A 23,208-nucleotide genomic window follows, 5' to 3' on the forward strand; every position below is an offset into this window, starting at 1 on the left:
GGTAATTTGTTCAGTTCAGGAGCGTCGCCTTCTTTGCGGCCAGGAACCGCCGCACTGCTTCATCGCGCTCCAGTCCGATCGCCCTTTCGTAGGCCAGTCGCGCCTCATCCCACCGGCCGAGTTCGGTGAGCAGCCCAGCTCGCGCTGCCCAATAAGGCTGGTAGTCATCGATGCGGCGGTCGTCGGCGACAGTGTCGAGTTCGGCCAGCCCGGCGGTAGGCCCATCGGTCTCGCCGACAGCAACCGCGCGGTTGATGGTCACGACTGGTGAGCCGGCAACCAGGGCAAGCGCATCGTAGAATTGTCTGAGTGCCGCCCAGTCGGTCCTGCCGGTCAGGCGGCGGGCGATATGCACGGACTGGATTGCCGCTTCGATCTGGTAGCGGCCGAGGCTGGAGGAACGGCCTGCGCGCTGCAGCAGCGCGTCCGCTTCCTCAATCAGCTTGGTATTCCATAAGGTCATATCCTGCTCGCTGAGTGGCACGAAGTCGCCTTGCGTGCCTCGGCGCGCCTCGCGTCGCGCTTCAGCATAGAGCATCAACGCGAGCAGTGAGAGAGCTTCCGGCTCTTCCGGCATCAGTTCGGTCACCAGCCGGCAAAGCCAGATTGCCTCGGTCGCCAGGTTGCGGCGGCGCGTTTCGGTACCGGCAGGATCGGTCCACCCTTCGGCGAAGGCAGCGTAGACAGCCTCGAGTACTGCCGACAGCCGCTCAGGTAGTTCCGGCAGTTCAGGAATGCGGAAAGGGATACCCGCTTCTCGGATACGGGCCTTGGCGCGTACGAGCCGCTGCCCCATGGTGGCGGGTGAGATCAGAAAGGCGGACGCGATGGTGGCGGCGTCAAAGCCGAGCACCGTCTGCAGGATCAGCGGCGCGCGCACGCCTGAATCGATCGCTGGATGAGCGCAGGCAAAGATCAGGCCGAGGCGATCGTCCGGCAGCTTCTCGCGCATTGCCTCTTCCTCCATTTCATCGCCGATGAGCTTGAGATGGGGTAGTGCCGCCTCGCGTGTCTGGTGTCGGCGATGCTGGTCGGTGGCGCGGCGGCGCGCCACCGCGAGAAGCCAGGCTTCGGGATGTTGGGGGACACCCGTTTCGGGCCATCTTGCGAGCGCCATCGCAAAGGCGTCTGCGAGCGCGTCCTCGGCGCCGGCAACGTCGCGCGAACGCGCGGCGAGGAAAGCGACGAGCTTGCCGTAGCTTTGGCGGGCGGCCGCTTCAGCCGCCGCCCGGGCCGTCTCCGTGGCCGAGGCCATCGCGCCCTGCCTTGCTGCTCAGTGGGTCGGCCAGATCGGGCGCACCTCGACTGTGCCATGGCTGGCGGCAGGGCATCGCGCAGCCCAGGAAAGTGCCGCGTCGAGATCGGGAGCCTCTATAAGATAGAAGCCGCCGAGCTGTTCTTTGGTGGTAGCGAACGGGCCGTCGAGCACCTCTGTCTTGCCCTCGCGGACCTTGACCGTGGTGGAGACGTTGGATGGCTGCAGCCGCTGGCCGACCACCATGGCTCCGGCCTTCTCGAGTGCAGCATTGTAGGCCATGTAGGGTTCCGACATTACCCCTTGCATTTCGGGGGTCATCCTGGCGAAGGCCGTTTCGTCGACATGGATCAGAAGCATATATTGCACGACAATCTCCCGAGTTTCGAAGGCCGCGTCCTTGCTGGCCGCACGAATGTCGCGCGAGCTTGCCCGATTTCGACAGGCGATGCCGAAAAAATCTTCAGCCCCTGTTGGAAAAACGAAAACCGCCGGCGTGGGAGAACACCGGCGGTTTGAAGATCGGGAAGTTGTTTCAATTGCAGCGTCTCAGGGGCGTGCAGCAATCCCTGGCCGCAGCGGCCGGTAGGTGGTCGTGCGTTGTTCGGCAGCGGGACGGGCGACCCGGCTGTCGTGACGGCTTTCCAGTGTCATCAGTGGGCGCTCACGCCGAGCGTGTGGGTGCGGCGAGCACAAGCCGGACCGGGACCGCGCATGTAATGGCGCTCGGGCCGATAGGTTGGCGCGATGAATTCGCGGATGGCGGCGGCGTAGCCTTTGAACTGGCTGAAGATGGTCATTCGTCTATTCCCTGTCCCGATTTTCGGATGTCCCGTCCGATTGGGTGCATCCTAGCGAGAAGGCGTGAATAGTCGGTGAACGGGATGTTAATCTTCGGGCGAAACCTCTACGAATCATGGCCGCAAAGTGGCGGATTCACGGTGTTTTGGCGCCATTTGACGCCTTTGTCAGTGCTGTGACTTTCGCGCCACAGAAGCTTTCGTTTGAGACTCGGAAAAACGCGGTTCGGTTTCGGCCTTCGGCTGCGAAATACGGAAATGCTCACCTCGCTGCGGGAGTTGCCGAAGGGGCTGCTTCCTCACTACGCTGCAGGCATGAAACGCGATCTGTGGGAACGTGCGAATGGAGCTTTGGCGCTTTATCGACGCCGTCAATCAGGCAGGGGAGAGTCCCGCGGAGCCACGCGACCTGCAGCGGTTCGAGGAAACGACGGGAATCTTCCTTCCTGACGACTATTGCGCATTTCTGCTGGCCTGCGCCGGCGGCAGATGTCTCCAAAAAGTTTCGTTTGATTTTCCGAACGGGGTGTGGGCCGGATATGTGCTGGACGTTGGCGGCCTGCAGAAGGATCCGGTTTATTCGCTGGTCCACAACCGGAGATTTCCGCCATGGCCTCTGCACAATGACCTGCTGTGGATCATGAGTGACCATGGCGGAAATCCCATCTGCCTCCGGCTCGATGAGGGCAATGAGGGGAAGCTCTGCTTCATCGACCACGAACTCGCGCCCGAGGATGACGATTGGACCCTGGAGGAAGCCAGTTCCAGGGACTGGGGTTACGTGTTGCCCCTGGCGTCGTCGTTCACGGAGTTCGTCAGGAAGCTCCGGCGCAAATAGTCGACTTGGCTAACCTCCAGGAATGCCTTCTCGAATGCCTGACGACCTTTCGGTGAAAAGGTGACGACGCGGCTATCCTTTTCTCGGCGCGCCCATTTCTCGGCGAGGATCTTGTCGAGGATCGCAGCACCCAGCTGCCCGGCCAGATGCGAGCGGCGCACGCTCCAGTCGAGACAGTCGCGGCAGACCGGCCGGCGCGAGGGACCTAGCCTCTCCGCGTCGATTCCGATTGCGATGAAATGCGAGGCACCGTTCGGGCCGAGCCGAATCTCCTGACCGTCGCGTACCAGGATGTCGCGGGCGAGAAACGTGTCCATCATCTTCACGGCGTGTTCGCCGGCAAGATGGTCGTAGCAGACACGCGCTTCGCGCATTGCCGGTTCGCGCGGGCCGGGGCGAGCGCGCTTGGGCCCGACACCGGCTGCTACGCCCATGATGGCCTCCAGCATGGAGGCTACCTGCGGCCCAGCCAGGCCATAATAGCGATGACGACCCTGGGCGGCGACGGTAAGCAACCCGCCTTCGATGAGCTTGGCCAGGTGCGATGATGCCGTCGGCAGGGTGACGCCACCCTCCAGCGCCAGCTCGCTTGCCGTCAGCGCGGCGCCTGCCATCAACGCCGTCAGCATGTTGGCGCGGGCAGGGTCGCCGATCAGGCTGGCGATACGGGCGATATCCGGTCCGTCTTTCATAGTTCGATCCCCATCAAAGCATTGACGCAAGAAAAGCACTAATTTGCGAGCAGTTCAAGGAGACGACGATGACCAGCCTGTCTCATCCTGTCAGTGCCGATGTCGGCTACGCCCGGTTCCGCTTTCGCTGGGTCGCACGCGGGCAGTGGTCGCTGCTGATGCGCCGTTATGACTGTTATCTGCAGCGGCTGGAGCTTGCCGAACTCGACGCATGGCAACTCGAAGACCTTGGCCTGGCGCCCGAAGATATACGGCGCGAATGCGCAAAGTTCTTCTGGCTGCCGTGATCGTATCCCGCGTTTAGTCCCATTTCCCAGCCGATGTTTCGATCGCGATCGAAGTGTCGATGCCCCTGCCGAAGGAGATCACCATGACCATCACCTGCTTCATCCGATACGAGATCGATCCGTTCAAGAAGGCGGCGTTCGAGGAATATGCCCGTAACTGGGGGCAGGCGATCCCTCGCTGCGGCGCGGACCTGATCGGCTATTTCGCACCGCATGAAGGCTCTGCCACGACAGCCTATGCGCTATACAACATCGAAAGTCTGGCGGCCTACGAAGCCTACCGCGCCCGCCTTGCCGCCGATCCCGCAGGCAAGGCCAATTTCGAGTTCGCCCGGCGCGAAAACTTCATCCTCAAGGAAGACCGGATTTTTCTGAAGCTGGCATCAGCGCCGCATGCAGCGTTGGTTAAGCCGTGACACCGGGCGAGGCCACCATACTCGACGGACGGGCCGGCGAACCTCGATTGCTGGTCAGGCGCGTCGCTTCGTCGGGACCAAGCGTCATCTACGTCCATGGCGCGACATTCCCGTCGGCACTGTCAGTCGCGTACCGGTTTCACGGCCATTCCTGGATGGACGATCTGCACCGGCGTGGTTTCGACGTATGGGCCTTCGATTTTGCCGGCTATGGCGGGTCCGACCGTCCGGCCTACTTTGCGCGCTCGCCTGCTGGCCGGCAGCCAGGAGGCCGTGCGCCATGGGCCCGCCAGCAGCTTGGCCGGGTCGTCGCGCATGTCCTGGCTGTTACGGGTGGCGCGCGGGTTTCCTTGATTGCCCATTCGTGGGGTACTCTTGTCGCGGGACTCTATGCGGCGACACGGCCTGGGAACGTGGATCGCCTGGTCCTGTTCGGGCCGATCGCCCGGCGCGACGTCGCAGGCGATAGGGCAGCCCATGTCCCAGGCTGGCGGCTGGTGTCCATCGCCGATCAATTGTCGCGTTTTGTCGAAGACGTGCCTTCGGGGCATCCGCCTGTCCTGATCGAGCCGGAACTCGCATCGTGGGGGCCGGCCTACCTTGCCACCGATCCTGGCAGTGCGGCGCGCACGCCACCTGCTGTGCAGGTGCCCGGCGGTCCCGTGGCTGACATCGCCGATGCCTGGGCCGGCCGGATGGTCTACGATCCCGCGCGGATCCAGGCGCCGACACTGGTAGTTCGCGGTGCTTGGGATCGCGTTTCGGACGACGCGGACGCCGCTTGGCTGATGGACCGGTTGGGAGGCCGGATCAAGCTCGATCGCAAACTTCCGAAGGGCACCCATCTGATGCACCTCGAAACTGGCCGCGTGGCGTTGTTTGAAACGGCCGGCCGCTTCCTCGCAGGAGAAACAAACCCATGATCGCTGTTATCTTCGAAGTCACCCCGGCCGAGGGCAAGCGCGACGCCTATCTCGGCATTGCCGCCAATCTGCGCCCGTTGCTCGACGGCATCGACGGTTTCATCTCCATCGAGCGGTTCCAGAGTTTGACCGACCCCGCACGCGTCCTGTCTCTGTCATTCTGGCGCGACGAGGAAGCGGTGCGAGAATGGCGCAACAGCGAGGATCACCGTCAGGCTCAGAAAGCCGGTCGCGCCGGCATCTTTTCGGACTACCGCCTGCGCATTGCCCATGTGATGCGTGACTATGGCATGTTCGACCGCGCCGAGGTGCCGGCCGACAGCCAAAAAGCTCACGGCTGATCGGCACTTCTCTCTCCACTCTTGCGGGAAAGGCCACTCTTGCGAGAGAGGGAAGTGCCGGATAGTCAGGCGTTGCCGATCAGAACACCGGCGGCGAACACCAGCGCGCCGCCGAGCACCACCTGGAAAGCTGCGCGCAGGAAGGGCGTTTCCATGTAGCGGTTCTGGATGAAGGCGATCGCCCACAATTCGAAGAACACGACGACTGCAGCCACCGAAGTCGCGGTCCAGAAATTCGTGATGAGATAGGGCAAGGCGTGGCCGAGTCCGCCGAGCGAAGTCATGATGCCATTGGCCAGCCCGCGCTTCAGCGGCGAACCGCGCCCCGAGAGCTTGCCGTCATCATGCGCGGCCTCGGTGAAACCCATCGAGATGCCGGCGCCGATCGAGGCCGACAGGCCGACGAGGAAGGTCTGCCAGGTGTCGTGTGTGGCAAAGGCCGCTGCGAAGATCGGCGCCAGAGTCGATACAGAGCCGTCCATCAGCCCGGCCAGCCCCGGCTGCACATAGGTGAGAATGAACTGCCGCCGCTCCGTCGCGGCTTCCTCATCGCGCACGTCGCCCGGCACATATTTCTGCTCGAGCTTATGAGCAAGGTCCTCGTGGTTCTGTTCTGCCGCGGCGAGGTCGCCGAGCAATTTGCGGGTGGAGGCATCGGACGTGCGCTTGGCCGCTTCGATGTAGAAGATCTGGGCCTGCCGCTCCATTTCCTCGGCCTGGTGGCGTACCTTGTCGATGCCCAGGGGACGCACCAGCCAGTCGGGCTTGCGTTCGTAGTAGCCCCTCACATGGTCGCGGCGGATGAGCGGGATGAGTTCACCAAAACGCTTGCGATGCAGTTCGATCAGCAAGCCGCGATGCTTGTCTTCTTCTGCTGCCATTTCCTCGAACATCCTGGCCGAATGCGGATAGCTCTCTTGCAGACCCTCCGCATACGAGCGGTAGATGCGGGCATCGTCCTCCTCGGAGGAGATGGCCAGTGCCAGGATTTCCTGTTCGGAGAGCGAGGAAAAGGAACGGCGGCCGAAGCCGAAAACACGGGAAAGCATGATGGATATCTCTAGTTTAGAATTATTCTAAACTATGCCGCTACCATCGGCCGGTCAAGCGTGACGGCTGGCTTTCACCGACAGTCATCATGGTTTTGCGATGGTCCTTTTTATCGGCGAATGTTCACCTATATGTCGTGAGAAGCCAACCGGAGACCTTTGCATGACGGCTGCCAAGCGCACGAAATCCTTTGATCCGAAACCGGTTCTCGATCTCATCGCCTCGATCGAGGCTGACCTTGCCCGTCTCAAGACCATGATGTCGGTCGAGATCGAGCCGTTCGACCCAGCCAATCCGCACAACAAAACGCCGGATGGCAAGCTGACCGGGGAAGGCGTCGAGTGTTGCTATCGGCTCTTCGACAAGGGTGAATCGCGCTATTCCGTCTCGCAGAAGATGAAGATCTCCTTCGCGGCCGCCACGCATCGTTTCAATTCCTGGCGCAAGGCGGGCGGAAACAAACGCAAGCCGACCTTGCTGGGGTAAGAAACCCGTCACCCAGGCGAAGGTCCGCAGGCGCTTTCAAAGCGTGCTCGACACAAACCGGATGAGGGGGAGCACCCCAACCAACGCAAAACGGGCGCCGTTGGGCGCCCGTTCGCATTTGCATTGTCGAAAGACGTCAGCTCATCAGCGGGCAGCGCGGGTCGCGGCGGCCGAAGATCAGGCGTACGCGCTCACCGCTGCGGGCAATGCCGCGCACCTCGATGGTGCGGCGGCCGACGCCGACGACGCGGGCGCGGCGCACGCCCATGCGCTCGGCCTTGTCGAGCGCGCGGTCCGGACTGCATTCGCGGCGGCGATAACCGTCATCATCCTCACGGTCTCTACGCCACTCGTCGGAACGGCGACGCCCGTAGTCGTCCTCGCTGCGCCATTCGTCGGAGCGGCGGCGCTCACCGCAATATTCGCGGTCGGGATCGCAGCGCCGGTCACGCATCATGACCTTGGGACCATCCGGGCCGATCTGAATGTTGAGATCTTCGGCCGAGGCCGTGGTCAGTGGCAGGCTGGTCAGTGCCAGCGTTATGGCGAGGGTGGAAAGGGTAAGGATCTTGCGCATTTGAAGGCCTCCTCTCATCGCCGCACAAGGTCAGGCGGCGCTGTCCTGTTCAAGTCAGATTTCGCTTGGTTCAGAAACAATCGGTGAGCACCGCCGACGTCCCTGACGAACCGATGACACTAGAGCGTTTCCGTTTTTCACGGAAACGCGGAAACGCTCTAACTCTTTGTTTTGCGCAATTCCGGACGGAAAACCGCTACACACTTTTCCTGGAATTGCGCTAGGCGAATGAACATTGTCACGGTTACATCTTTTCGTTGGCGCTCGCCTATGCTTCGCGCACATGATGACGGCGAATGTGTGATTGAGCAGGTTTCCATGACAGCTTCGCTTCCCGCCATTGCCGATGTTCGCAACGCCGCCGAGCGCCTCTCCGGCCTGATCGTGACAACGCCGTTGATCGAGTCTCCCGTGCTCAACGAACGCTTCGGTGGCCGCGTCCTCTTCAAACCGGAAACGCTGCAGCGTACTGGTTCGTTCAAATTTCGTGGCGCCTACAACAAGATCTCCTCCCTGTCGGAGGATGAACGCCGCGGCGGCGTTGTCGCCTTTTCCTCCGGCAATCATGCACAAGGCGTGGCAGCGGCCGCCGCTATGTTCGGCTTGAAAAGCGTGATCGCCATGCCTTCGAATGCGCCGGAAACCAAGGTCGCCAACGTAAAGCTCATGGGCGCGGAAGTGGTGCGCTTCGACCGGTTTCGCGATGACCGCATGGCGGTGGTACGGCCATGGGTGGAGCAGGGCATGGCGCTGGTGCCGCCCTTCGACGACCCTGCCATCATCGCCGGCCAGGGCACGATCGGGCTGGAGCTGGTTGCACAGGCAACGGCCCTTGGCACGACGCTCGATGCGGTGGTGATGCCGTGTGGTGGGGGCGGGCTGTCGAGCGGTATTTCAATCGCGATCAAGGATGCTTCGCCGCGGACTGCCGTCTGGGTGGCCGAGCCGGAGCATTTCGACGATACCCGCCGCTCTCTCGCTGCCGGCCAGCGCATCGCCAACGATCCTGGCCACGACTCGATCTGCGACGCAATCCTGACGCATGAACCCGGCGCCATCACCTTCGAGATCAACCGCAAGAACCTTGCCGGTTCCGTCGTGGTGTCGGACGGGGCGACAGCGGCCGCCATGCGCGATGCGATGGCCTATCTCAAGCTGGTGGTGGAGCCTGGCGGCTGTGTCGGGCTTGCTGCGCTGTCCTCCGGTGAGATCGACCTTGCCGGCAAATGCGTGGCGGTGGTGCTTTCCGGTGGCAATGTCGACTTCGGCACCTATGCCAAAATTCTCGCTGCTGCCTGAACCGGGCTAGTCGAGCGTGCGGCGGAAGCGCATCAGCGCCAGCCCTGCAAACAGCGCCACGAAGAAGATCAGCCAGCCGATCTCGCTGGCAACGGCAGGAAACTCGGCACCTTTCAGCATCACCGCACGCACGATGCGCAGGAAATGCGTGAGCGGGAAAATCTCGCCGAAGGTCTGCGCCCAGCCCGGCATGCCACGATAGGGGAACATGAAGCCGGACAGAAGGATCGACGGCAGGAAGAAGAAAAAAGTGAGCTGCATGGCCTGCATCTGTGTCCGCGACACGGTCGAGATCGTGTAGCCGAGCAAAACCAGCCCCAGCACGAAGACGAGGATCGAGGACAGAAGCAGCCCGAGCCCGCCGACGAAAGGCACATGGAACAACAACTTCGCCGCGATCAGCACCACCACCACTTGCACCGCGCCTACGCCGGCATAGGGCAACACCTTGCCCAGCATGATCTCCAGCGGGTTGGCAGGCATGGCAAGCAGGTTTTCCATCGTGCCGCGCTCAGTCTCGCGCGTCAGCGCGATCGAGGTCATCATCACCATGGTCATCTGCAGGATGACGCCGAGCAGGCCGGGCACGATGTTGTATTGCGAGATGCCTTCGGGATTGTAGAGGCGGTGGGTGATGACATCGAGCTGGCTTGCCGCATCCTCGGCGGCAGCTGCTTCCATGCCACGAGCGCGCAGCAGGGCCTGGGATGCGACGGTGCCGAGGGTGGAGATGGCGCCGCTCGCAGATGACGGATCGGTCGCGTCGGCCTCGATCAGGATCTGTGGCCGGTCGCCGCGCTCGACCCTTTTGCCGAAATCGGCCGGAATAGTGACCACGAACGAGACATCGCCGCGCGCCAGCAGGAAGTCCGCCTCGGCTTCCGTGCGGGCGATGTAGTCGAAGCGGTAGTAGTTGGTGTTTTCCAGCGCCGAGACCATGGCACGCGTGTATGGGTCGCTGCTCATCGCCAGCAGCGCCGCCGGCAGCCGCTTCGGATCGCTGTTGATGGCAAAGCCGAACAGGATGAGCAGCATCAGCGGAACGCCCAGCATCATGGCGAACGTGACGCGGTCGCGCCGCATCTGGATGAATTCCTTGGTCAGCAGCGCGCCGAGCCTGGCGGGAGAGAACAGCTTGCTCACGCCATATTGTCCTTCGAACCAGCCATGAACTGGATGAAGACGTCTTCCAGGCTGGTTTCGCCAGGCCTCACCTTGACGCCGGGATGCGTCTTCTCGACATCGGCCAGCGCGTGTTTGAGCGCGCCGGCATCCGAACCCACGACATGCAGCGTCGCGCCGAATGGCGCTACCTGATCGACGCCGGGCCTGCCTTCGAGCGCCGCCGTCACGGTGTCGAGGCGCGGCCCTTCGACGATGAAGGTGGTGAGCCCCGCATTCTCCACCACCTCCGCCACGGTGCCGGTGGCCAACAGCTTGCCATAGGAGATGTAGGAGATGCGGTGGCAGCGCTCGGCTTCGTCCATGTAGTGGGTGGAGACCAGGACGGTCAGCCCGCCATGGGCGAGGTGATGGATCTCATCCCAGAATTCGCGCCGGGCCTTTGGATCGACGCCGGCGGTCGGCTCGTCGAGCAGAAGCAGCCGCGGCTTGTGCATGATACAGGCGGCGAGTGCGAGCCGCTGCTTCCAGCCACCTGAAAGCGTACCGGCGAGCTGGTTGCGCCGGCTGGTCAAGCCAAGTTCCTCCAGCGTCTTGTCGACATGATCCTCAATCGGCTTCAGATGATAAAGACGGGCGACGAATTCGAGGTTTTCGGCGATCGTCAGGTCCTCGTAGAACGAGAACTTCTGCGTCATGTAGCCAACCTCGTTCTTGATCTTCAGGCTCTCCGTCCTGAGGTCGTAGCCGAGCACGGTGCCTTCGCCTTCGTCCGGCGTCAAAAGCCCGCACATCATGCGGATGGTCGTGGTCTTGCCGGAGCCGTTGGGGCCGAGGAAGCCAACGATCTCGCCTTCGGCCACGCTCATCGTGACATGGTCGACGACGGTCTTGTCGCCGAAGCGTTTCACCAGGTTCTTGACGTCGATGGCATTCATAAAGCGCTGCCTCCGGCAGCGAGCGAGTAGTGAGTAGCGAATAGTGAGTAGCGAATGGTGAGGTGCGAGCAGCAAAGCCGGTCGCGCCTTGATGAGATCAATTCAACCATCTCCCTACTCGCTATTCCCTATTCCCTACTCGCTAGATCCACATCCACGATCTGCCCCGGCTGCAGCGGCCCGGCATCGCCCATGGGCCGCGCCTCGACGAGGTAGACCAGCTTCTGCCGGTTCTCGAGCGAGTAGATGACGGGTGGCGTGAATTCCGGATCGGGCGAGACGTAGCTGATGCGAGCCTTGAGGTCTTGCGGGCAGCCATCGCAGCGCACCGCCAGTTCGCCGCCGACCTTGACCGAGGAGAGGCTGGCTTCGGGCACGTAGACGGTGAGCTTCACCGCACCATCCGGCAGCACCGAAAGCACTGGCGCGCTGGGGCCGGCCGTGTCGCCGGCATGGCGGATGATGTCATCGACGCGGCCAGCGGCAGGCGCGACAAGCGTGCGTTTGGAAAGCTGCCATTCCGCCTGATCCAGCGCGGTTTTCGCCTGTTTCACCTGGTTTTCGGCGGCCTTGATCGTCTCGGGCCGTGCCGGCAGGTTACCGACGGCCAGATTGGCGGTGGCCTGGCCGATGGCGGCTTCTGCCACCTCCGCCTGGGTGGCGGCATCGTCATACTGAGCCTGGGTGGCGACACCGCGTTTCAGCAGATCCTGCGTACGGGCGAGCGTGCGGGCGGCATCGGCTGCCTGCGCCTTGGCCGAGCGCAAGGTAGCCTCCAGCACGGCGATCTCTTCCGGCCGCTTGCCGACCTGTAGGTCGGCCAGTTGCGCCTGCGCCTGGGCGAGCGCTGCCTTGGCCTGTGCCACGGCGATCTCGGTATCGGCGCTCTCCAGCGTCGCCACAGGCTGGCCGGGGCTGACACGGTCGCCGCGTCGTGCCGAAACTGTCTTCACTTCGGCCACTTCGATGGGGGCCAGCAGTACGAAGTCGCCTTCGACATAACCGACGGCGAGCGGCGCGGCGGCGCTGCAGGCGGAAAACAGGTGTGCTGCCAGGGGCAGCGAACACAGCAGGCTCATTTCACATCATCCCTCGAGAACCGGGCCGATCGCCAGCCTTGGCCGAGGCAAGAGCTGATCTCAACGTGTGCGAAATCTCCAGCTTCATGGCTTGTTCCCCCTGGCGTTCAGCATCGCATCGAGATTGGCGTGCAGCGTGGCGACGATCTTGCCGGATTCGTCTTCGCCGATCGCTGTCCAGCCCATGCGGCGCATCACCGGTTCGCGGCCGATGCGGAAATAGACCGTCTGTCCGATCAGCGAGAAGATGGTCAGCCGCGTCGCCTCGCTCTCGGCGGGCTCGCCGGTGGCCCGCTCCCAGATGACACAAAGTCTTCTGTGCGTCGGCTCGAAAACGCCGGCATAGATGCGGTCGAGCGTGGGCGTCGGATCGGAGAGTTCCCTCAACATGAATTGTACGATCTCGCCGGCTTCGGGGCGTGCCACGATGAAGGCAACCATGCCCTGCAGCGTCGCTTTCAACTGCTCGCGTGCTGTCTCCGCTGTCAGCGTGGCAGGCTCGGGGCCGGTCATGCCGCCCAGCGCCTGAGCGGCGATTGACTGGATCGTCTCGACGATATGGTCGGCGACGGCCGCCCGCAGGCCTTCCTTGCCGCCGAAATGATAGGCGATCGAGCCGATATTGGCTTTGGCGGCGGCAGCAATCTCTCGCGTGGAGGTGCCGTCATAACCTTGCCGGCCGAAAAGTTTGAGCGCGGCGCGCACAAGTGCTGCCTTCGTCATGTCAGCGGCCGAGGGGAGTGGTTTTTGCGATTGGGTCGACATTCATTTACTTTAATCAATCGAATGATTAAAGTAAAGCTGATGCCGTTTTGCCTATGAAATGAATGGGGAAGGGACCCTCAGTCCCTCAAGCAATGCGTCGCGAAAGACCGCGACAGGACGAGCGAGCCGTCCAGCGGGCGGTCGATGGAGCATCCATGCACGCACCAGGGGGCGAAAATCCTGAACCTCGATGACTTTGACGCGATCCTGCCACGGGCTTCCGGCCAAAGCGGCGGGCGTCACCATGCCGATGCCGTGGCCGCGCGCCACCAGCGACAGACGCAGATCCGCGCTCAACGCCTCCACGCCGACATTGAAGGGCAGACGCGCCGCCTCGAACTGGCGACGGATGAAGGCACGAAAACCGCACCCGGTCTCGTTCATCACCCACGAGAATTTGGACAGGTCTTCCAGGCTTGCAGGCTTTGGCAATGGAAGATCGGCTGCCGCGACGAGCAGCACCGACTGCGTTCCAAGGTCCTCGCTGACAAGTTCGTCGGGTGGCTGAAGGCCATCGGCAAGGCAAAGCGCTGCCGCGTCGAGTTCGCTGCGCAGAACCTGTTCCATGAGGCGTGGCGACCAACCGGATGTGATGCGCAGCGTCAGTTTCGGGAAATCGGTTCGCAGCCGTTCGATCGGAACCGCAAGCGCGGCATCGGAAAGATATGGCATGATGCCAAGCCTGAATTCCCCCTCGATATCCCCGGTTGGTGAGACGCCGGCTTTCAGATCGTCCAGCGAGCGCAGCACGCGGCGGCCATGTTCATAAGCCTCCCGGCCGGCCGCAGTTGGTTTGAACGGCTTCGACTGGCGATCGAGAAGCGCCGTCTTCAGCCTGTCTTCCAGGTTCTGGATGCGCCGCGTCACGCCCGGCTGGGTCAGGTTCAGCCGCGCCGAGGCTCCGATGATCGAACCTGTCTCGACAACGGCGACAAAAGCTTCGAGGTCATGGATATTCATGCGAAACTCGCATAATCATTATCGACTATTTCAATTTGTATCATGATGCTGTTTGTGAATAAAGCTCCCCATCGATATGCGAGTCATACGAAGGAGCCCTTCCATGTCCACGAACGTCACCGATGCAGCCTGCGGTGTGGCGCGTCCCGGCTCCATCACCGGCTGGCAGGTGTTTCTGTTCGCGGTCGCCGTCGGCGTGATCGTGACGAACCTCTTTGCTCCGCAGACCCTTGTCGGTTTGATCGGCCCCGCCTTCGGTTTCGGGACGGGAACGGGAGGGCTGGTGGCAATGGCAACCTTGCTCGGTTACGCGGCCGGACTGTTCTTCCTGGTTCCCTTGGCCGACCTGTTGGAGAACCGCGCGCTTGTGCTGCGGATGCTGGGCTGCGCTGTGCTGGCGGCGATTGCCGCGACGCTTGCGCCCAATGCGGGTCTGCTGATGGCTGTTCTTTTCGTCCTCGGCGCGGCCTGTTCGGCGATCCAGATCCTGGTGCCCATCGCCGCGTCCATGGCGGAACCCGAGCGGCGCGGCCGTATCATCGGCGATGTGATGAGCGGTCTGATGATCGGCATCCTTCTGGCGCGTCCTGCTGCCAGCCTGATTGCCGACACCTTTGGATGGCGAGCCTTCTATGGCACCAGTGCCACGGCGATGCTGCTGCTCGGCGCGGTCTTGGCGATGCGGCTGCCGCGGCGATGGCCCGCGGGCGATGCCGGATATCCGGCACTGGTTGCCTCGCTCTGGAAACTGCTGCGTTCCGAGCCTGAATTGCGGCGCCATTCCCTCACGGCCAGCCTCTCGATGGCGGCATTCAGCCTGTTCTGGACATCCGTGGCGCTTCGGCTGGCGGAACCACCCTTCGATCTCGGTCAGCGCGGCATAGCTCTTTTTGCGCTTGCCGGCGCAGGCGGTGCGGTCGTGACGCCGCTGTTCGGGCGCGCCGGCGATCATGGCTGGACGCGGCAGGGCACGGTCCTTTCGCACTGTCTCATGGTTGCCGCCTTCGCCCTGTCGGTATGGGCGGGGCTGGCCCGATCCGGTTCCTGGCTTTTGCCTCTCTTGCTGTTGGGGGCCGGCGCCGTTCTGCTCGACGTCGGTGTCACGGGCGACCAGACACTGGGTCGGCGCGTCATCAACCTTCTGCAGCCGGAAGCGCGGGGCCGTCTCAACGGCTTGTTTGTCGGGCTGTTTTTCCTTGGCGGCGCTGCTGGCTCGGCAATTGCCGGTCTTGCCTGGGCATGGGGTGGCTGGCCGGCGGTTTGCACCATCGGCATCGCGATAGCTCTGGCGGCGCTTGCTGTTGATTGTCTTTTCCCGCCGCAGTGACAATGCCTGCAGCGTGCATGCCACGTCATCCCGCAATTGCGGTTGATTTGCTGCCGCCGCCGCGCTTTATTCCTTGTGATGGCCAAGGAAGTCGAACGCAAGTTTCTGATAAGGGACGAGGGTTGGCGCAAGGCGGTGGAGCGCAGCGTCGCCATCACCCAGTTTTATCTGGCCATTTCCTCGGAACGCTCGATCCGCATGCGCATCAGCGACGGCAAGACCGCCAAGCTGACGCTGAAGTTCGGATCGGACCTTAGGGTCCGCGACGAGTTCGAATATTCGGTGCCGCTCGCCGAGGCGCGCGAGATGATGGCCTTCGCCATCGGCAACATCATCCGCAAAACCCGTCATCATGTGCGCCATTGCGGCTATGAATACGAGGTCGATGTCTTCAACGACGTGCTCGACGGGCTCGAGGTGGCCGAGCTCGAAACGCAGGATAGCGTGCCGGATGCCTTGCTGCCCGCCTGGCTCGGGCGGGAGGTGACGGGGGAATTGCGTTTCTCCAACGCTTCGTTGGCGCTGAACGGTTTTCCGGAACTGGTGCCATGAGCGCGCGGCTTGACCCGAACCTGGCCCTGGCCAATGACGCCATGCGGCTGCTGAGGCAGGATGTCCATCTGGCGCTTGACCATCTGGCGCGGGCGCATGCCGAGCCGGAGGAACATCTGCACAAATGCCGGCGTCGGCTGAAGGCGGTGCGGGCGCTGCTGCGCCTTGTGCGCCCCGGCGACGAGACCTTCTTCAAGGCGGAGAATGCGCGTTATCGCGACGTGGCGGCGAGCCTGGCAGGACCGCGCGAAGCAACCGCGCTGATCGAAACCGTCGACCGGCTTGCGGAGGCGCATCCGCATCACGCCGAGCTCTATGCCGGTCTTCGCGCCGTGCTGGTCGAGCGCCGCAATGCCGCGATGAGCGACATCACCGCCTTCGCTTCCGTCATCGATGCAGCCACGGCCACATGCCGCCAGGGGTTGCTGAGGGTCGGTGCGCTGTCCCTGCCGGCCGATCCAAATGCTTCGGCTGCTATCGTTGCGCGAGGCGTTCAAACAGCCATCGACCGCGCGAAGAAGGCGCTCACCAAGGCCCGTTCGCACGGCAAGGAAGACGATTTCCACGACCTGCGCAAGGCCGTCAAGGTTCATGCCGCCCAGCTCGATCTCTTGGGCAAGCTGTGGCCGGGTGGAGACAAGGCGCGCCGGAAGGCACTGGACAAGCTCGGCGGCAAGCTCGGGGATCTGAACGACCTCGCTGTCTTCGGCGCGTTATTGAGCAAGGACGCCGAAGCATTCAAGCTCGCACCCGAAGCGCTGAGGACGATCGAAAAGGATCTGAAGCGCGAGGCGAAACGCCTGCGCAAGGAAAGCCTGGCTGGCACGGCCGCCCTTTTCGAACACGACTGGAAGCGCAAGATTGCGAAACTGACCGAGCGGCTGCGGCTTCAATTCGCCGCCGTTTCGACGACGACGCTCTGGGCAGCTTGAGATCGATCGAATCCGGTGGCTGCAAGCCGGAGGCCGGTTCGACGCTCACATCTTCACATCCATCAGCTTGTCAGGATTGCGCACCACATAGACGCCCGAGATCGCACCTCGGGCATTGACCTCGAAACTCATCGTCTGTTCGATCTTGCCGGCAATCGTGACGACAAGTCCTGGCGCGCCGTTGATGGCGGCGGGCGCTACGATGGTATGCGCCGGATCCGGGTTCTTGCGCGCCACGCCGATCATGAATTTCGCCACGGCATCGCTGCCCAGCAGCACGTTGGTCGCCGCCAGGACCTTGCCGCCGCCGTCCGAGACATATTCGACATCCGCAGCCAGCAATGCCTTCAGCGGCTCGATGTCGCCACCGCGCATCGCTTTCTCGAACACGGCAACGAAGCGGGCCACGTCCTCGTTCGAGGCCGGGAAGCGGCTTTGGTCCTGCCTGAGCATCCTGCGCGCGCGCGACGCCATCTGCCGGCAGGCGGCCGGCGTGCGTTTCAGCGTCTCGGCGATCTCCTCGAACGGTACGTCATAGAGGTCGTGCAGGAAGAGCGCCGCCCGCTCCAGCGGCGACAGCCGCTCCAGCGCCCGCATCACCGAAAAGGAGATGTCGAGTGCCGCATCATTGGTGTTGGGTTCGACCGCACCAGCCCGTTCCACGATCGGCTCTGGCAGCCACGGCCCGACATAGGTTTCGCGCCGCATTTGCGCCGAGCGCAGCCGGTCGAGGCACAGATTGGTGACGATGCGCGAGAGCAGCCTGGGCGCATCCTCCGGCTCGTCGACACCCGCGAAGCGCAGCCAGGCGTCCTGCACGATGTCCTCCGCTTCGCTTGCCGAGCCGAGGTAGCGGTAGGCAAGCCGGGTCAGTCGGTGGCGTTCGCCGAGATAGGCGGCGAGCCGCGGATCCTCAGCCATCGATCGTCTCCAGCATTGCCTCCTCTTTCGCCTCGCCGGCCAGCCAGGCCATTACCGGCTCGCAGCTGTTGCCGTGGCCGAGCCCTCGCTTGAGCAGCGGGTAGAAGGAGCCTGAAACCGTCGCCGCCGCAAGCCCGGCCACGCCTCTCTTGCCCCAGCGCGCCTCGCAGGCTGCGAGGATATTCAACAATGCCGGGTCGTTGGCCAGCACGGCTTCGGCATAGTGGCGGGCAAGCGCCATGTTGCGCGGCGCGCTTTCCGCGCCGTCCAGGAGCATGGCGCGGATATCGCGCATGGGCACGCCGGCCTCGCGGGCCATGGCGATGGTGAGCCTCAGGCAAGAGCCGCAATCGGTCTGTCGCGCCGCGGTGATTTTCGCGGCGAAATAAGGTGCGGCCTCCAGTCCGAAGCGGTGGTCGGTGAAGAACGAAACCAATGCAACCTTGAGCGCGCCGGTGGCGTCGGTGTCGGCGAGTTCTGCAAGGTAGCCGGTGTCATAGCCGTAGCGTCCGCCGAATTTGCGGAACGCACGTTTGAGCAGGAGGGCAAGCATCAGGCGATCCTCCTATCGGGAGCGGTGAGCGCGGCCAGAGGCAGGAGCCCAGGCACTGCGATCAGCGTGATGTCACGCAGCGCGTCCATCGGCGTGGTGCCGTGCAGCAGTTCGGCGAGATGCAGCAGCGCATGACCACCGAGAAAGATGGAGGCGACGAGGACTGTCCGTCGATCGTACTTGAAGGCGCCAAGGAACAGTCCGACGCCCGCCGCGATGAAGGCAAGCCCGATGTCGCGGATGAAATGCGGGTTGGAAGGGCCGGTTTCGGTGACACCGGGAATGGTGGCATACCAAAGCGCAGGTGCGCCCAGCATGAAGACGCCGTTGGCGCTCTGGTAGAGGCCGATGAGGATAAGCAAGGTTCGCATGTCGTTTCTCCTTGGGCCTTTGACGGGATAGGCCGGGGAGGTGTGACATCGAGCGAGACGTTTTTTGCGGCCACCGTTAGGGAAAACGGGTCAAGCGTCGGCTCTCAACTGCGCTTTTGCATCTTTCACTGAAGCTGCGAAGGTCACCAGCGGGCGCTTGACGCCGTGGGTGATCAGCATGCGCCGGGTTTGCGGCGAGGCGCCGGCAATGACGAAACGTACGCCGGCCTTCCTGGCTTTGTGCGCCGTGCTTTCGATGACATTGGCGGCGGTGGAATCGAACAGCGGCACCTGGGAACAGTCGAGGATGAAGTTCTTGCGCTGGTCGGCGATGCGGTCGAGTACGGCCGCCACCGTCGAGGCGGCGCCGAAGAAGAAGGCGCCGGAAATGCGATACACGACCGTGTCGGGGTCGCTGGCCTCGCTTGCGTCGTAGGCGCGGCGGTCGCCATTGGTGGTGTCGGCGACATCCTCCGCAATCAATGGTGGCTCGCTTTCGGCGATTGCCACGGCCTTGGCCATGCGGTCGATGAACAGCACCGATCCCAGTGCGAAGCCGACGACGATACCTTCGGTGAGGTCGCGGAAGACAACGATCAGGAAGGTTGCCGCAAGCACCAGCGCATCCGCGCTGGAGGAGCGCAGCAAGACTGCGATCGCCTGCTTCTCGACCATGTTCCAGCAAACGACGGCAAGCACACCGGCAAGCGCAGCCAGCGGGATGTAGCTGGCAAGCGGTGCTGCCACCAGCATGAACAGAAGCAGGAAGGCTGAGTGCAGCATGCCCGAGACCGGTCCGTATGCGCCGGCGCGCACATTGGTGGCGGTGCGCGCGATGGTGCCGGTGACGCAGATGCCGCCGAACAATGCCGAGCCGATATTGGCAAAGCCTTGCGCCACCAGTTCGCAGTTGGAGCGGTGGCGGCGCCCGGTCATGCCGTCGGCCACCACCGCCGACAGCAGGGATTCGATGGCGCCGAGCAGGGCGAACGCAATTGCATCCGGCAGCACGGCAATCGCCTTGTCGAGGCTCATGGCCGGCAGAGCGGGCAAGGGCAAGCTGCGCGGAATGCCGCCGTAGCGCGAGCCGATCGTGTCGGCGGGCAGGGCAAAAAGCGCCACCACAAGGGAAGCCAAGGCGACCGCCACCAGCATGCCGGGCCAATGCGGGCGCCATTTCTTCAGAGCCATCACGGTGACGATGGACAGAAGGGCGATACCGGCCGCGGATGGGTTCAGCGTGCCGCCGGCCTCCCACAACGCCATCAGTTTCGGGACGAAAGGACCGGGTTCCTTGCCGGGCAGTTTGAGACCCAGCAACTCGACGATCTGGCCGGAAAAGATGATGACGGCGATGCCGGCGGTGAAACCGACCGTCACCGGATAGGGGATGTATTTGATATAGGTGCCGAGCCTCAGATAGCCGATGGCAAGCAGGAATACGCCGGCCATCATCGTGGCGAGCAGGAGCCCGTCCAGACCCTGCCGATCGGCGGTGGAGGCCACAAGCACGATGAAGGCACCGGCAGGCCCGCCGATCTGGAAACGGCTGCCGCCGAGCGCCGAGACGATGAAACCGCCGACGATCGCCGTGAACAGACCGCGCTCCGGAGTCACACCGGAAGCAATCGCGATCGCCATGGAAAGCGGCAGCGCCACGATGGCGACGGTCAGCCCCGACAGGGCATCGGCGCGCAGTTGAGGCAAACGGTAGCCTTCGCGCAATACCGTCATCAGTTTCGGCGTGAACAGTTCGGAAAATGTCGGCCTGGCCTTGTGTGCCTGCCGGCGACGGAGCTGATCCATGGCATGCCTTCCGCAAAAGCGTCGGCATCGTCGGCATCGCAATGGTCTTGCGGAAAGTCGGCGGTCGCCGTCGCGAACCCTAGAGCGTTTCCGTTTTTCGTGGAAACGCTCTAACCCTTTGTTTTTGCGCAATTCCGGACGGAAAACCGCTACACGCTTTTCCTGGAATTGCTCAAAGCCGACCCGGACCGGGAAATCCTATACGGAGTTCTTCAGCCGCACGCCCCTGCCGCCGCGATCGCTGGCCTGGTTGTCGCCGATCAATTCCACCCCGGCCTCGTTAAGTGCCTGGATGACCTTCATCAGCGTGTCGACCACGCCCCGTACCACGCCGTCGCTGGCTTCCATGCGCTGGATGGTCGGCAGCGAAACGCCGGCGCGCTCGGCGAGCGTCTTCTGGTCGATGCCGGCCAGTGCCCGCGCCGCACGCATCTGTGCAGCGGTAATCACCGGTCAGAACTCCCGTCTGAGTCTGCGGTATGAATGTATGATACTTTCATAATGATGTGTCAAACATGAATATGGATTGAAAATACCTTAACTCAACTCGTTTCGCCGTTGTGGCCGCGCGGCATGAAGCGCGCCGCCAGCCAGCACAGCATGGCCCAGGCGAAACCCGCGCACCAGCCCGCCAGCACGTCGGACGGCCAATGGACGCCGAGATAGAGGCGCGACACGCCCACCATCAGCGTCAACAGAACCGCGAGCACGAAGACATAGATCTTGGTGACATGGCCGGGCAGGAAACGCGCCGCCAACGTGCCGAGCGTCAGGTAGGTGACCGCCGAGAGCATGGCGTGGCCGGACGGGAAGGAAAGCGAGGTTTCGACGGCGAGTTTCGATACGAGGTCGGGCCGTGGCCGATCGATGCCGAATTTGAGCAGTGTGGCCAGGATCTGGCCGCCGCCGACCGCCGCCAGCACGAACAGCGCGGTCGTCCAGCGCTTGATGAGCAGGAAATAGACAATGGTGGCTGCGGTGATCAACGTCAGCACGACAGCACTGCCGAGTGCGGTGATGTCGCGCACCGCACCTTCGAAGCGCGGTGAACCGATCGGATTGCCGGGGTCGCCCGCCTCGCGGAAAGCAAGCAGGATTTGCGTGTCGAACGTGTGCGGGGCGGTATCGCGTGCGACTTCCATCAGTTCGACGAAACCCCAAAGCCCGCCGGCCACGATGATGCCTGCCAGGAGCACCGGAAACTCGATCCGGTCGTAAAGCGTCGAAATGGTTTTGCGCATCAATCCTGCCGTAATGCCGGTTGTCGAAGGAGGCCGGCATTATCCAATCCCGGCATCGCTGTCATCGGCCTTGCAAATAAGGCCCCAGCGTGACGAGCGCGACGGCGACGATTGCTAGTGCCACGCCAACAGCCTGGATGGTGGTGAGTCGCTCGCCGAAGAAAGCCAGCGCCACGGCGTTCACGGCCACCAGTTGGATGACAGCCGACAGGCTCAAGGAAATCGACATGCCGAAGTCGCGGATCAGCTTCAGCATGATCAGATTGCCGAGCGTGTAGAGTGCCAGCGTGACGGCGATCTTGCCGAGGCTCGGCGCCAGCGCCCATTGCTTGGCCGCCGTCGCGGCAGCCAGGAAGATCACGGTGGAGACACCGAGTTGCGCCATGCCGAACACGTTCACCGATAGCCTCCGCCAAGCCCGAATACCCACTGCGCAAGCTTGTTTCCCAACGGCGGGCGCTGGTCAAGTGCGCAGCATCTGGCACGGCGGGTTAGCGCAGCTGAACCGTCTTCGGAAACTCGATCACCTGGCCTTTCGGTTTGGTGTGCTGGGCCGTGACGATGGCTTCGATCAGAATGTCCAGCGCCTCGCAGGCTTTCTTGCTGGTCTGGTCGTTCCCGCGCAGGTAGTGGCTTGCCCGTTCGAGATGCAGGCGCGCGGCGGCAAAATCACTGTTCATCGGTGCTCCGTTCTTTACCCACCGCCATTGAAAGCATGGAACGATTCGGTTGCGGGAACGGAAATTCCGGAGGCGGTATTTGATTCAAAATTGCGCTTCCTGCACCCTGCCGGCGAGTCTTCGAACCCTGCAGGATGGCGCTATGTCGTGGAAACTTGATGAGATCGTGCCGACGTCGGCGGGACGAGTGGCAGCCGGCCGGGCCGGTATCGGCCCGGATCTTGTGCTGGCGCATGGCTGGCCGTGGTCGTCCTTTTCCTGGCATCGGATCATTCCCGCGCTGGCCGGACACTATCGTGTCCATTGGTACGACATGCCGGGCTATGGTCGATCGGAGAAGAGCGCCACGCAGCGCACCTCGCTCGATGTGCAGGGACAGGTGTTCGCCGAGATGCTGGCGCATTGGCGCCTCGAAAGCCCTGTCGTTATCGCCCATGATTTCGGCGGCGCGACAACGCTGCGTGCCCATCTGCTGCACGGCTGCGACTATGGGCGCTATGTGTTGATGAATGTCGTCGCCATGCGGCCATGGGGTTCGGAATTCTTCGATCACGTCGGCCGCCACGTGGATGCATTCCTTGGCCTGCCGCCGCACATCCATCGGGCGGTGGTGGAGGCCTATGTCAAGGGGGCAATCGCCAATGGCATCGAACCGGGAGATTTCGAGACGCTGGTCGAACCCTGGCTTGGAGAGGCGGGGCGGCAGAGTTTCTATCGGCAATTCGCACAGGCCGATGAGCGATACACGGCCGAGGTCGAGCCGATGTTCGGTGATATCCGCTGTTCGGTTGCGATCATCTGGGGCGAGGACGATCCCTGGATTCCTCTGGAAAGGGGCCGGGCGCTTCACCGCCTCATCCCACAGGCGTCGTTCGACACGCTCGCGGGTGTCGGCCATCTGCCTCAACTGGAGGCACCCGACCGTGTTCTGGCTCTGTTGAACGCATTTCTGTCAGACAGGGGCTGATGACGGGAGGGGCTGGACGCGTCCTGCGTC

30 protein-coding genes are annotated in these 23,208 nt (G+C 63.0%); 11 read left to right on the forward strand and 19 right to left on the reverse strand.

Going from position 1 to position 23,208, the window contains the following annotated elements:
* Window positions 1-10: 10 nt before the first annotated feature.
* From ACFWXH_RS01455 to ACFWXH_RS01465, 3 genes are all read right to left on the reverse strand, one after another.
* On the reverse strand, window positions 11-1,255 hold the full coding sequence (locus tag ACFWXH_RS01455) for an RNA polymerase sigma factor (RefSeq protein WP_379116896.1): 1,245 nt from the start codon (window positions 1,253-1,255) through the stop codon (window positions 11-13).
* Window positions 1,256-1,273: 18 nt separating this feature from the next.
* Window positions 1,274-1,615, reverse strand: a complete 342-nt coding sequence (locus ACFWXH_RS01460) for a YciI family protein (protein WP_379118903.1) — start codon at window positions 1,613-1,615, stop codon at window positions 1,274-1,276.
* Between the two features lie 293 nt (window positions 1,616-1,908).
* Window positions 1,909-2,055, reverse strand: a complete 147-nt coding sequence (locus tag ACFWXH_RS01465) for a hypothetical protein (RefSeq protein ID WP_152979733.1) — start codon at window positions 2,053-2,055, stop codon at window positions 1,909-1,911.
* A gap of 343 nt (window positions 2,056-2,398) precedes the next feature.
* Between ACFWXH_RS01465 and ACFWXH_RS01470 the strand changes: the two genes are divergently transcribed.
* Window positions 2,399-2,893 carry an SMI1/KNR4 family protein gene (locus tag ACFWXH_RS01470; RefSeq protein WP_379116898.1) on the forward strand — a complete coding sequence of 165 codons (495 nt, stop codon included), beginning with the start codon at window positions 2,399-2,401 and terminating at the stop codon, window positions 2,891-2,893.
* Here ACFWXH_RS01470 and ACFWXH_RS01475 read toward each other — a convergent pair.
* Window positions 2,833-3,585 carry an ArsR/SmtB family transcription factor gene (locus ACFWXH_RS01475; RefSeq protein ID WP_379116900.1) on the reverse strand — a complete coding sequence of 251 codons (753 nt, stop codon included), beginning with the start codon at window positions 3,583-3,585 and terminating at the stop codon, window positions 2,833-2,835. The genes ACFWXH_RS01470 and ACFWXH_RS01475 overlap by 61 nt on opposite strands.
* Before the next feature lie 68 nt (window positions 3,586-3,653).
* Here ACFWXH_RS01475 and ACFWXH_RS01480 point away from each other — a divergent pair, with 68 nt between their 5' ends.
* The 4 genes from ACFWXH_RS01480 (at window position 3,654) to ACFWXH_RS01495 (ending at window position 5,552) form a co-directional block, all read left to right on the forward strand.
* Window positions 3,654-3,872, forward strand: coding sequence for a DUF1127 domain-containing protein (locus ACFWXH_RS01480; protein ID WP_379116902.1), 219 nt, complete (start codon window positions 3,654-3,656; stop codon window positions 3,870-3,872).
* Window positions 3,873-3,955: 83 nt separating this feature from the next.
* Window positions 3,956-4,288: an NIPSNAP family protein gene (locus tag ACFWXH_RS01485; protein WP_379118905.1), complete on the forward strand. Its 333-nt coding sequence runs from the start codon at window positions 3,956-3,958 to the stop codon at window positions 4,286-4,288.
* Entirely contained in the window at window positions 4,285-5,211 is a 927-nt protein-coding gene (locus ACFWXH_RS01490; protein WP_379116904.1) for an alpha/beta hydrolase, read from the forward strand. The genes ACFWXH_RS01485 and ACFWXH_RS01490 overlap by 4 nt, the downstream gene beginning before the upstream one ends.
* Window positions 5,208-5,552 carry an antibiotic biosynthesis monooxygenase gene (locus tag ACFWXH_RS01495; RefSeq protein WP_054309169.1) on the forward strand — a complete coding sequence of 115 codons (345 nt, stop codon included), beginning with the start codon at window positions 5,208-5,210 and terminating at the stop codon, window positions 5,550-5,552. Before ACFWXH_RS01490 ends, ACFWXH_RS01495 begins: the two co-directional genes overlap by 4 nt.
* A gap of 65 nt (window positions 5,553-5,617) precedes the next feature.
* On the opposite strand, the gene mbfA is transcribed toward ACFWXH_RS01495, so the two are convergent.
* Window positions 5,618-6,601, reverse strand: a complete 984-nt coding sequence (gene mbfA, locus ACFWXH_RS01500; protein ID WP_379116906.1) for an iron exporter MbfA — start codon at window positions 6,599-6,601, stop codon at window positions 5,618-5,620.
* 163 nt (window positions 6,602-6,764) lie between these two features.
* Here mbfA and ACFWXH_RS01505 point away from each other — a divergent pair, with 163 nt between their 5' ends.
* Window positions 6,765-7,088, forward strand: coding sequence for a hypothetical protein (locus ACFWXH_RS01505; RefSeq protein WP_054309167.1), 324 nt, complete (start codon window positions 6,765-6,767; stop codon window positions 7,086-7,088).
* A 136-nt stretch (window positions 7,089-7,224) separates the two neighbouring features.
* Here the strand turns inward: ACFWXH_RS01505 and ACFWXH_RS01510 are convergent, their stop codons facing one another.
* The gene (locus ACFWXH_RS01510; RefSeq protein WP_379116908.1) at window positions 7,225-7,665 is read right to left on the reverse strand and encodes a hypothetical protein; all 441 of its coding nucleotides are present in this window, start codon (window positions 7,663-7,665) and stop codon (window positions 7,225-7,227) included.
* A 318-nt stretch (window positions 7,666-7,983) separates the two neighbouring features.
* Here ACFWXH_RS01510 and ACFWXH_RS01515 point away from each other — a divergent pair, with 318 nt between their 5' ends.
* On the forward strand, window positions 7,984-8,964 hold the full coding sequence (locus ACFWXH_RS01515) for a threonine/serine dehydratase (protein WP_379116910.1): 981 nt from the start codon (window positions 7,984-7,986) through the stop codon (window positions 8,962-8,964).
* A gap of 6 nt (window positions 8,965-8,970) precedes the next feature.
* Here ACFWXH_RS01515 and ACFWXH_RS01520 read toward each other — a convergent pair whose 3' ends face one another.
* From ACFWXH_RS01520 to ACFWXH_RS01540, 5 genes are all read right to left on the reverse strand, one after another.
* Complete coding sequence (locus ACFWXH_RS01520; RefSeq protein ID WP_054309165.1) at window positions 8,971-10,107, reverse strand: ABC transporter permease; 1,137 nt, start codon at window positions 10,105-10,107, stop codon at window positions 8,971-8,973.
* Window positions 10,104-11,024, reverse strand: a complete 921-nt coding sequence (locus ACFWXH_RS01525) for an ABC transporter ATP-binding protein (RefSeq protein ID WP_379116912.1) — start codon at window positions 11,022-11,024, stop codon at window positions 10,104-10,106. Before ACFWXH_RS01525 ends, ACFWXH_RS01520 begins: the two co-directional genes overlap by 4 nt.
* Before the next feature lie 128 nt (window positions 11,025-11,152).
* Window positions 11,153-12,103: an HlyD family secretion protein gene (locus ACFWXH_RS01530; RefSeq protein WP_379116914.1), complete on the reverse strand. Its 951-nt coding sequence runs from the start codon at window positions 12,101-12,103 to the stop codon at window positions 11,153-11,155.
* An 84-nt stretch (window positions 12,104-12,187) separates the two neighbouring features.
* Window positions 12,188-12,826 carry a CerR family C-terminal domain-containing protein gene (locus ACFWXH_RS01535; protein ID WP_379116916.1) on the reverse strand — a complete coding sequence of 213 codons (639 nt, stop codon included), beginning with the start codon at window positions 12,824-12,826 and terminating at the stop codon, window positions 12,188-12,190.
* A 93-nt stretch (window positions 12,827-12,919) separates the two neighbouring features.
* On the reverse strand, window positions 12,920-13,828 hold the full coding sequence (locus ACFWXH_RS01540; RefSeq protein ID WP_379116918.1) for a LysR family transcriptional regulator: 909 nt from the start codon (window positions 13,826-13,828) through the stop codon (window positions 12,920-12,922).
* A gap of 103 nt (window positions 13,829-13,931) precedes the next feature.
* Here ACFWXH_RS01540 and ACFWXH_RS01545 point away from each other — a divergent pair, with 103 nt between their 5' ends.
* The 3 genes from ACFWXH_RS01545 (at window position 13,932) to ACFWXH_RS01555 (ending at window position 16,639) form a co-directional block, all read left to right on the forward strand.
* Complete coding sequence (locus ACFWXH_RS01545; RefSeq protein ID WP_379116920.1) at window positions 13,932-15,155, forward strand: MFS transporter; 1,224 nt, start codon at window positions 13,932-13,934, stop codon at window positions 15,153-15,155.
* Window positions 15,156-15,233: 78 nt separating this feature from the next.
* On the forward strand, window positions 15,234-15,707 hold the full coding sequence (locus ACFWXH_RS01550; RefSeq protein WP_054309158.1) for a CYTH domain-containing protein: 474 nt from the start codon (window positions 15,234-15,236) through the stop codon (window positions 15,705-15,707).
* Window positions 15,704-16,639: a CHAD domain-containing protein gene (locus tag ACFWXH_RS01555; RefSeq protein WP_379116923.1), complete on the forward strand. Its 936-nt coding sequence runs from the start codon at window positions 15,704-15,706 to the stop codon at window positions 16,637-16,639. The genes ACFWXH_RS01550 and ACFWXH_RS01555 overlap by 4 nt, the downstream gene beginning before the upstream one ends.
* Window positions 16,640-16,684: 45 nt before the next feature.
* Here the strand turns inward: ACFWXH_RS01555 and sigJ are convergent, their stop codons facing one another.
* From sigJ to ACFWXH_RS01595, 8 genes are all read right to left on the reverse strand, one after another.
* Window positions 16,685-17,560, reverse strand: a complete 876-nt coding sequence (sigJ, locus tag ACFWXH_RS01560; RefSeq protein ID WP_379116925.1) for an RNA polymerase sigma factor SigJ — start codon at window positions 17,558-17,560, stop codon at window positions 16,685-16,687.
* Window positions 17,553-18,113: a hypothetical protein gene (locus tag ACFWXH_RS01565; RefSeq protein ID WP_379116927.1), complete on the reverse strand. Its 561-nt coding sequence runs from the start codon at window positions 18,111-18,113 to the stop codon at window positions 17,553-17,555. The genes sigJ and ACFWXH_RS01565 overlap by 8 nt, the downstream gene beginning before the upstream one ends.
* On the reverse strand, window positions 18,113-18,484 hold the full coding sequence (locus ACFWXH_RS01570) for a hypothetical protein (protein WP_379116929.1): 372 nt from the start codon (window positions 18,482-18,484) through the stop codon (window positions 18,113-18,115). The genes ACFWXH_RS01565 and ACFWXH_RS01570 overlap by 1 nt, the downstream gene beginning before the upstream one ends.
* A 90-nt stretch (window positions 18,485-18,574) precedes the next feature.
* Window positions 18,575-20,290, reverse strand: coding sequence for a SulP family inorganic anion transporter (locus tag ACFWXH_RS01575; protein ID WP_379116931.1), 1,716 nt, complete (start codon window positions 20,288-20,290; stop codon window positions 18,575-18,577).
* A gap of 198 nt (window positions 20,291-20,488) precedes the next feature.
* Window positions 20,489-20,740: a helix-turn-helix domain-containing protein gene (locus ACFWXH_RS01580; protein WP_054309152.1), complete on the reverse strand. Its 252-nt coding sequence runs from the start codon at window positions 20,738-20,740 to the stop codon at window positions 20,489-20,491.
* 92 nt (window positions 20,741-20,832) lie between these two features.
* Window positions 20,833-21,531 (reverse strand): phosphatase PAP2 family protein, encoded by a 699-nt coding sequence (locus tag ACFWXH_RS01585; protein WP_054309151.1) that lies wholly within the window; start codon window positions 21,529-21,531, stop codon window positions 20,833-20,835.
* A 61-nt stretch (window positions 21,532-21,592) separates the two neighbouring features.
* A complete protein-coding gene (locus ACFWXH_RS01590; protein WP_379118908.1) occupies window positions 21,593-21,916 on the reverse strand; it encodes a hypothetical protein in 324 nt (107 codons plus the stop codon).
* Window positions 21,917-22,022: 106 nt separating this feature from the next.
* A complete protein-coding gene (locus ACFWXH_RS01595) occupies window positions 22,023-22,211 on the reverse strand; it encodes a hypothetical protein (RefSeq protein ID WP_054309149.1) in 189 nt (62 codons plus the stop codon).
* A gap of 142 nt (window positions 22,212-22,353) precedes the next feature.
* Here ACFWXH_RS01595 and ACFWXH_RS01600 point away from each other — a divergent pair, with 142 nt between their 5' ends.
* Window positions 22,354-23,178 (forward strand): alpha/beta fold hydrolase, encoded by an 825-nt coding sequence (locus ACFWXH_RS01600; RefSeq protein WP_379116934.1) that lies wholly within the window; start codon window positions 22,354-22,356, stop codon window positions 23,176-23,178.
* Window positions 23,179-23,208 lie beyond the last annotated feature (30 nt).

This window comes from Mesorhizobium sp. NPDC059054 (genome assembly GCF_042739215.1).
In the GTDB taxonomy this organism is placed as follows: Bacteria; Pseudomonadota; Alphaproteobacteria; order Rhizobiales; family Rhizobiaceae; genus Mesorhizobium.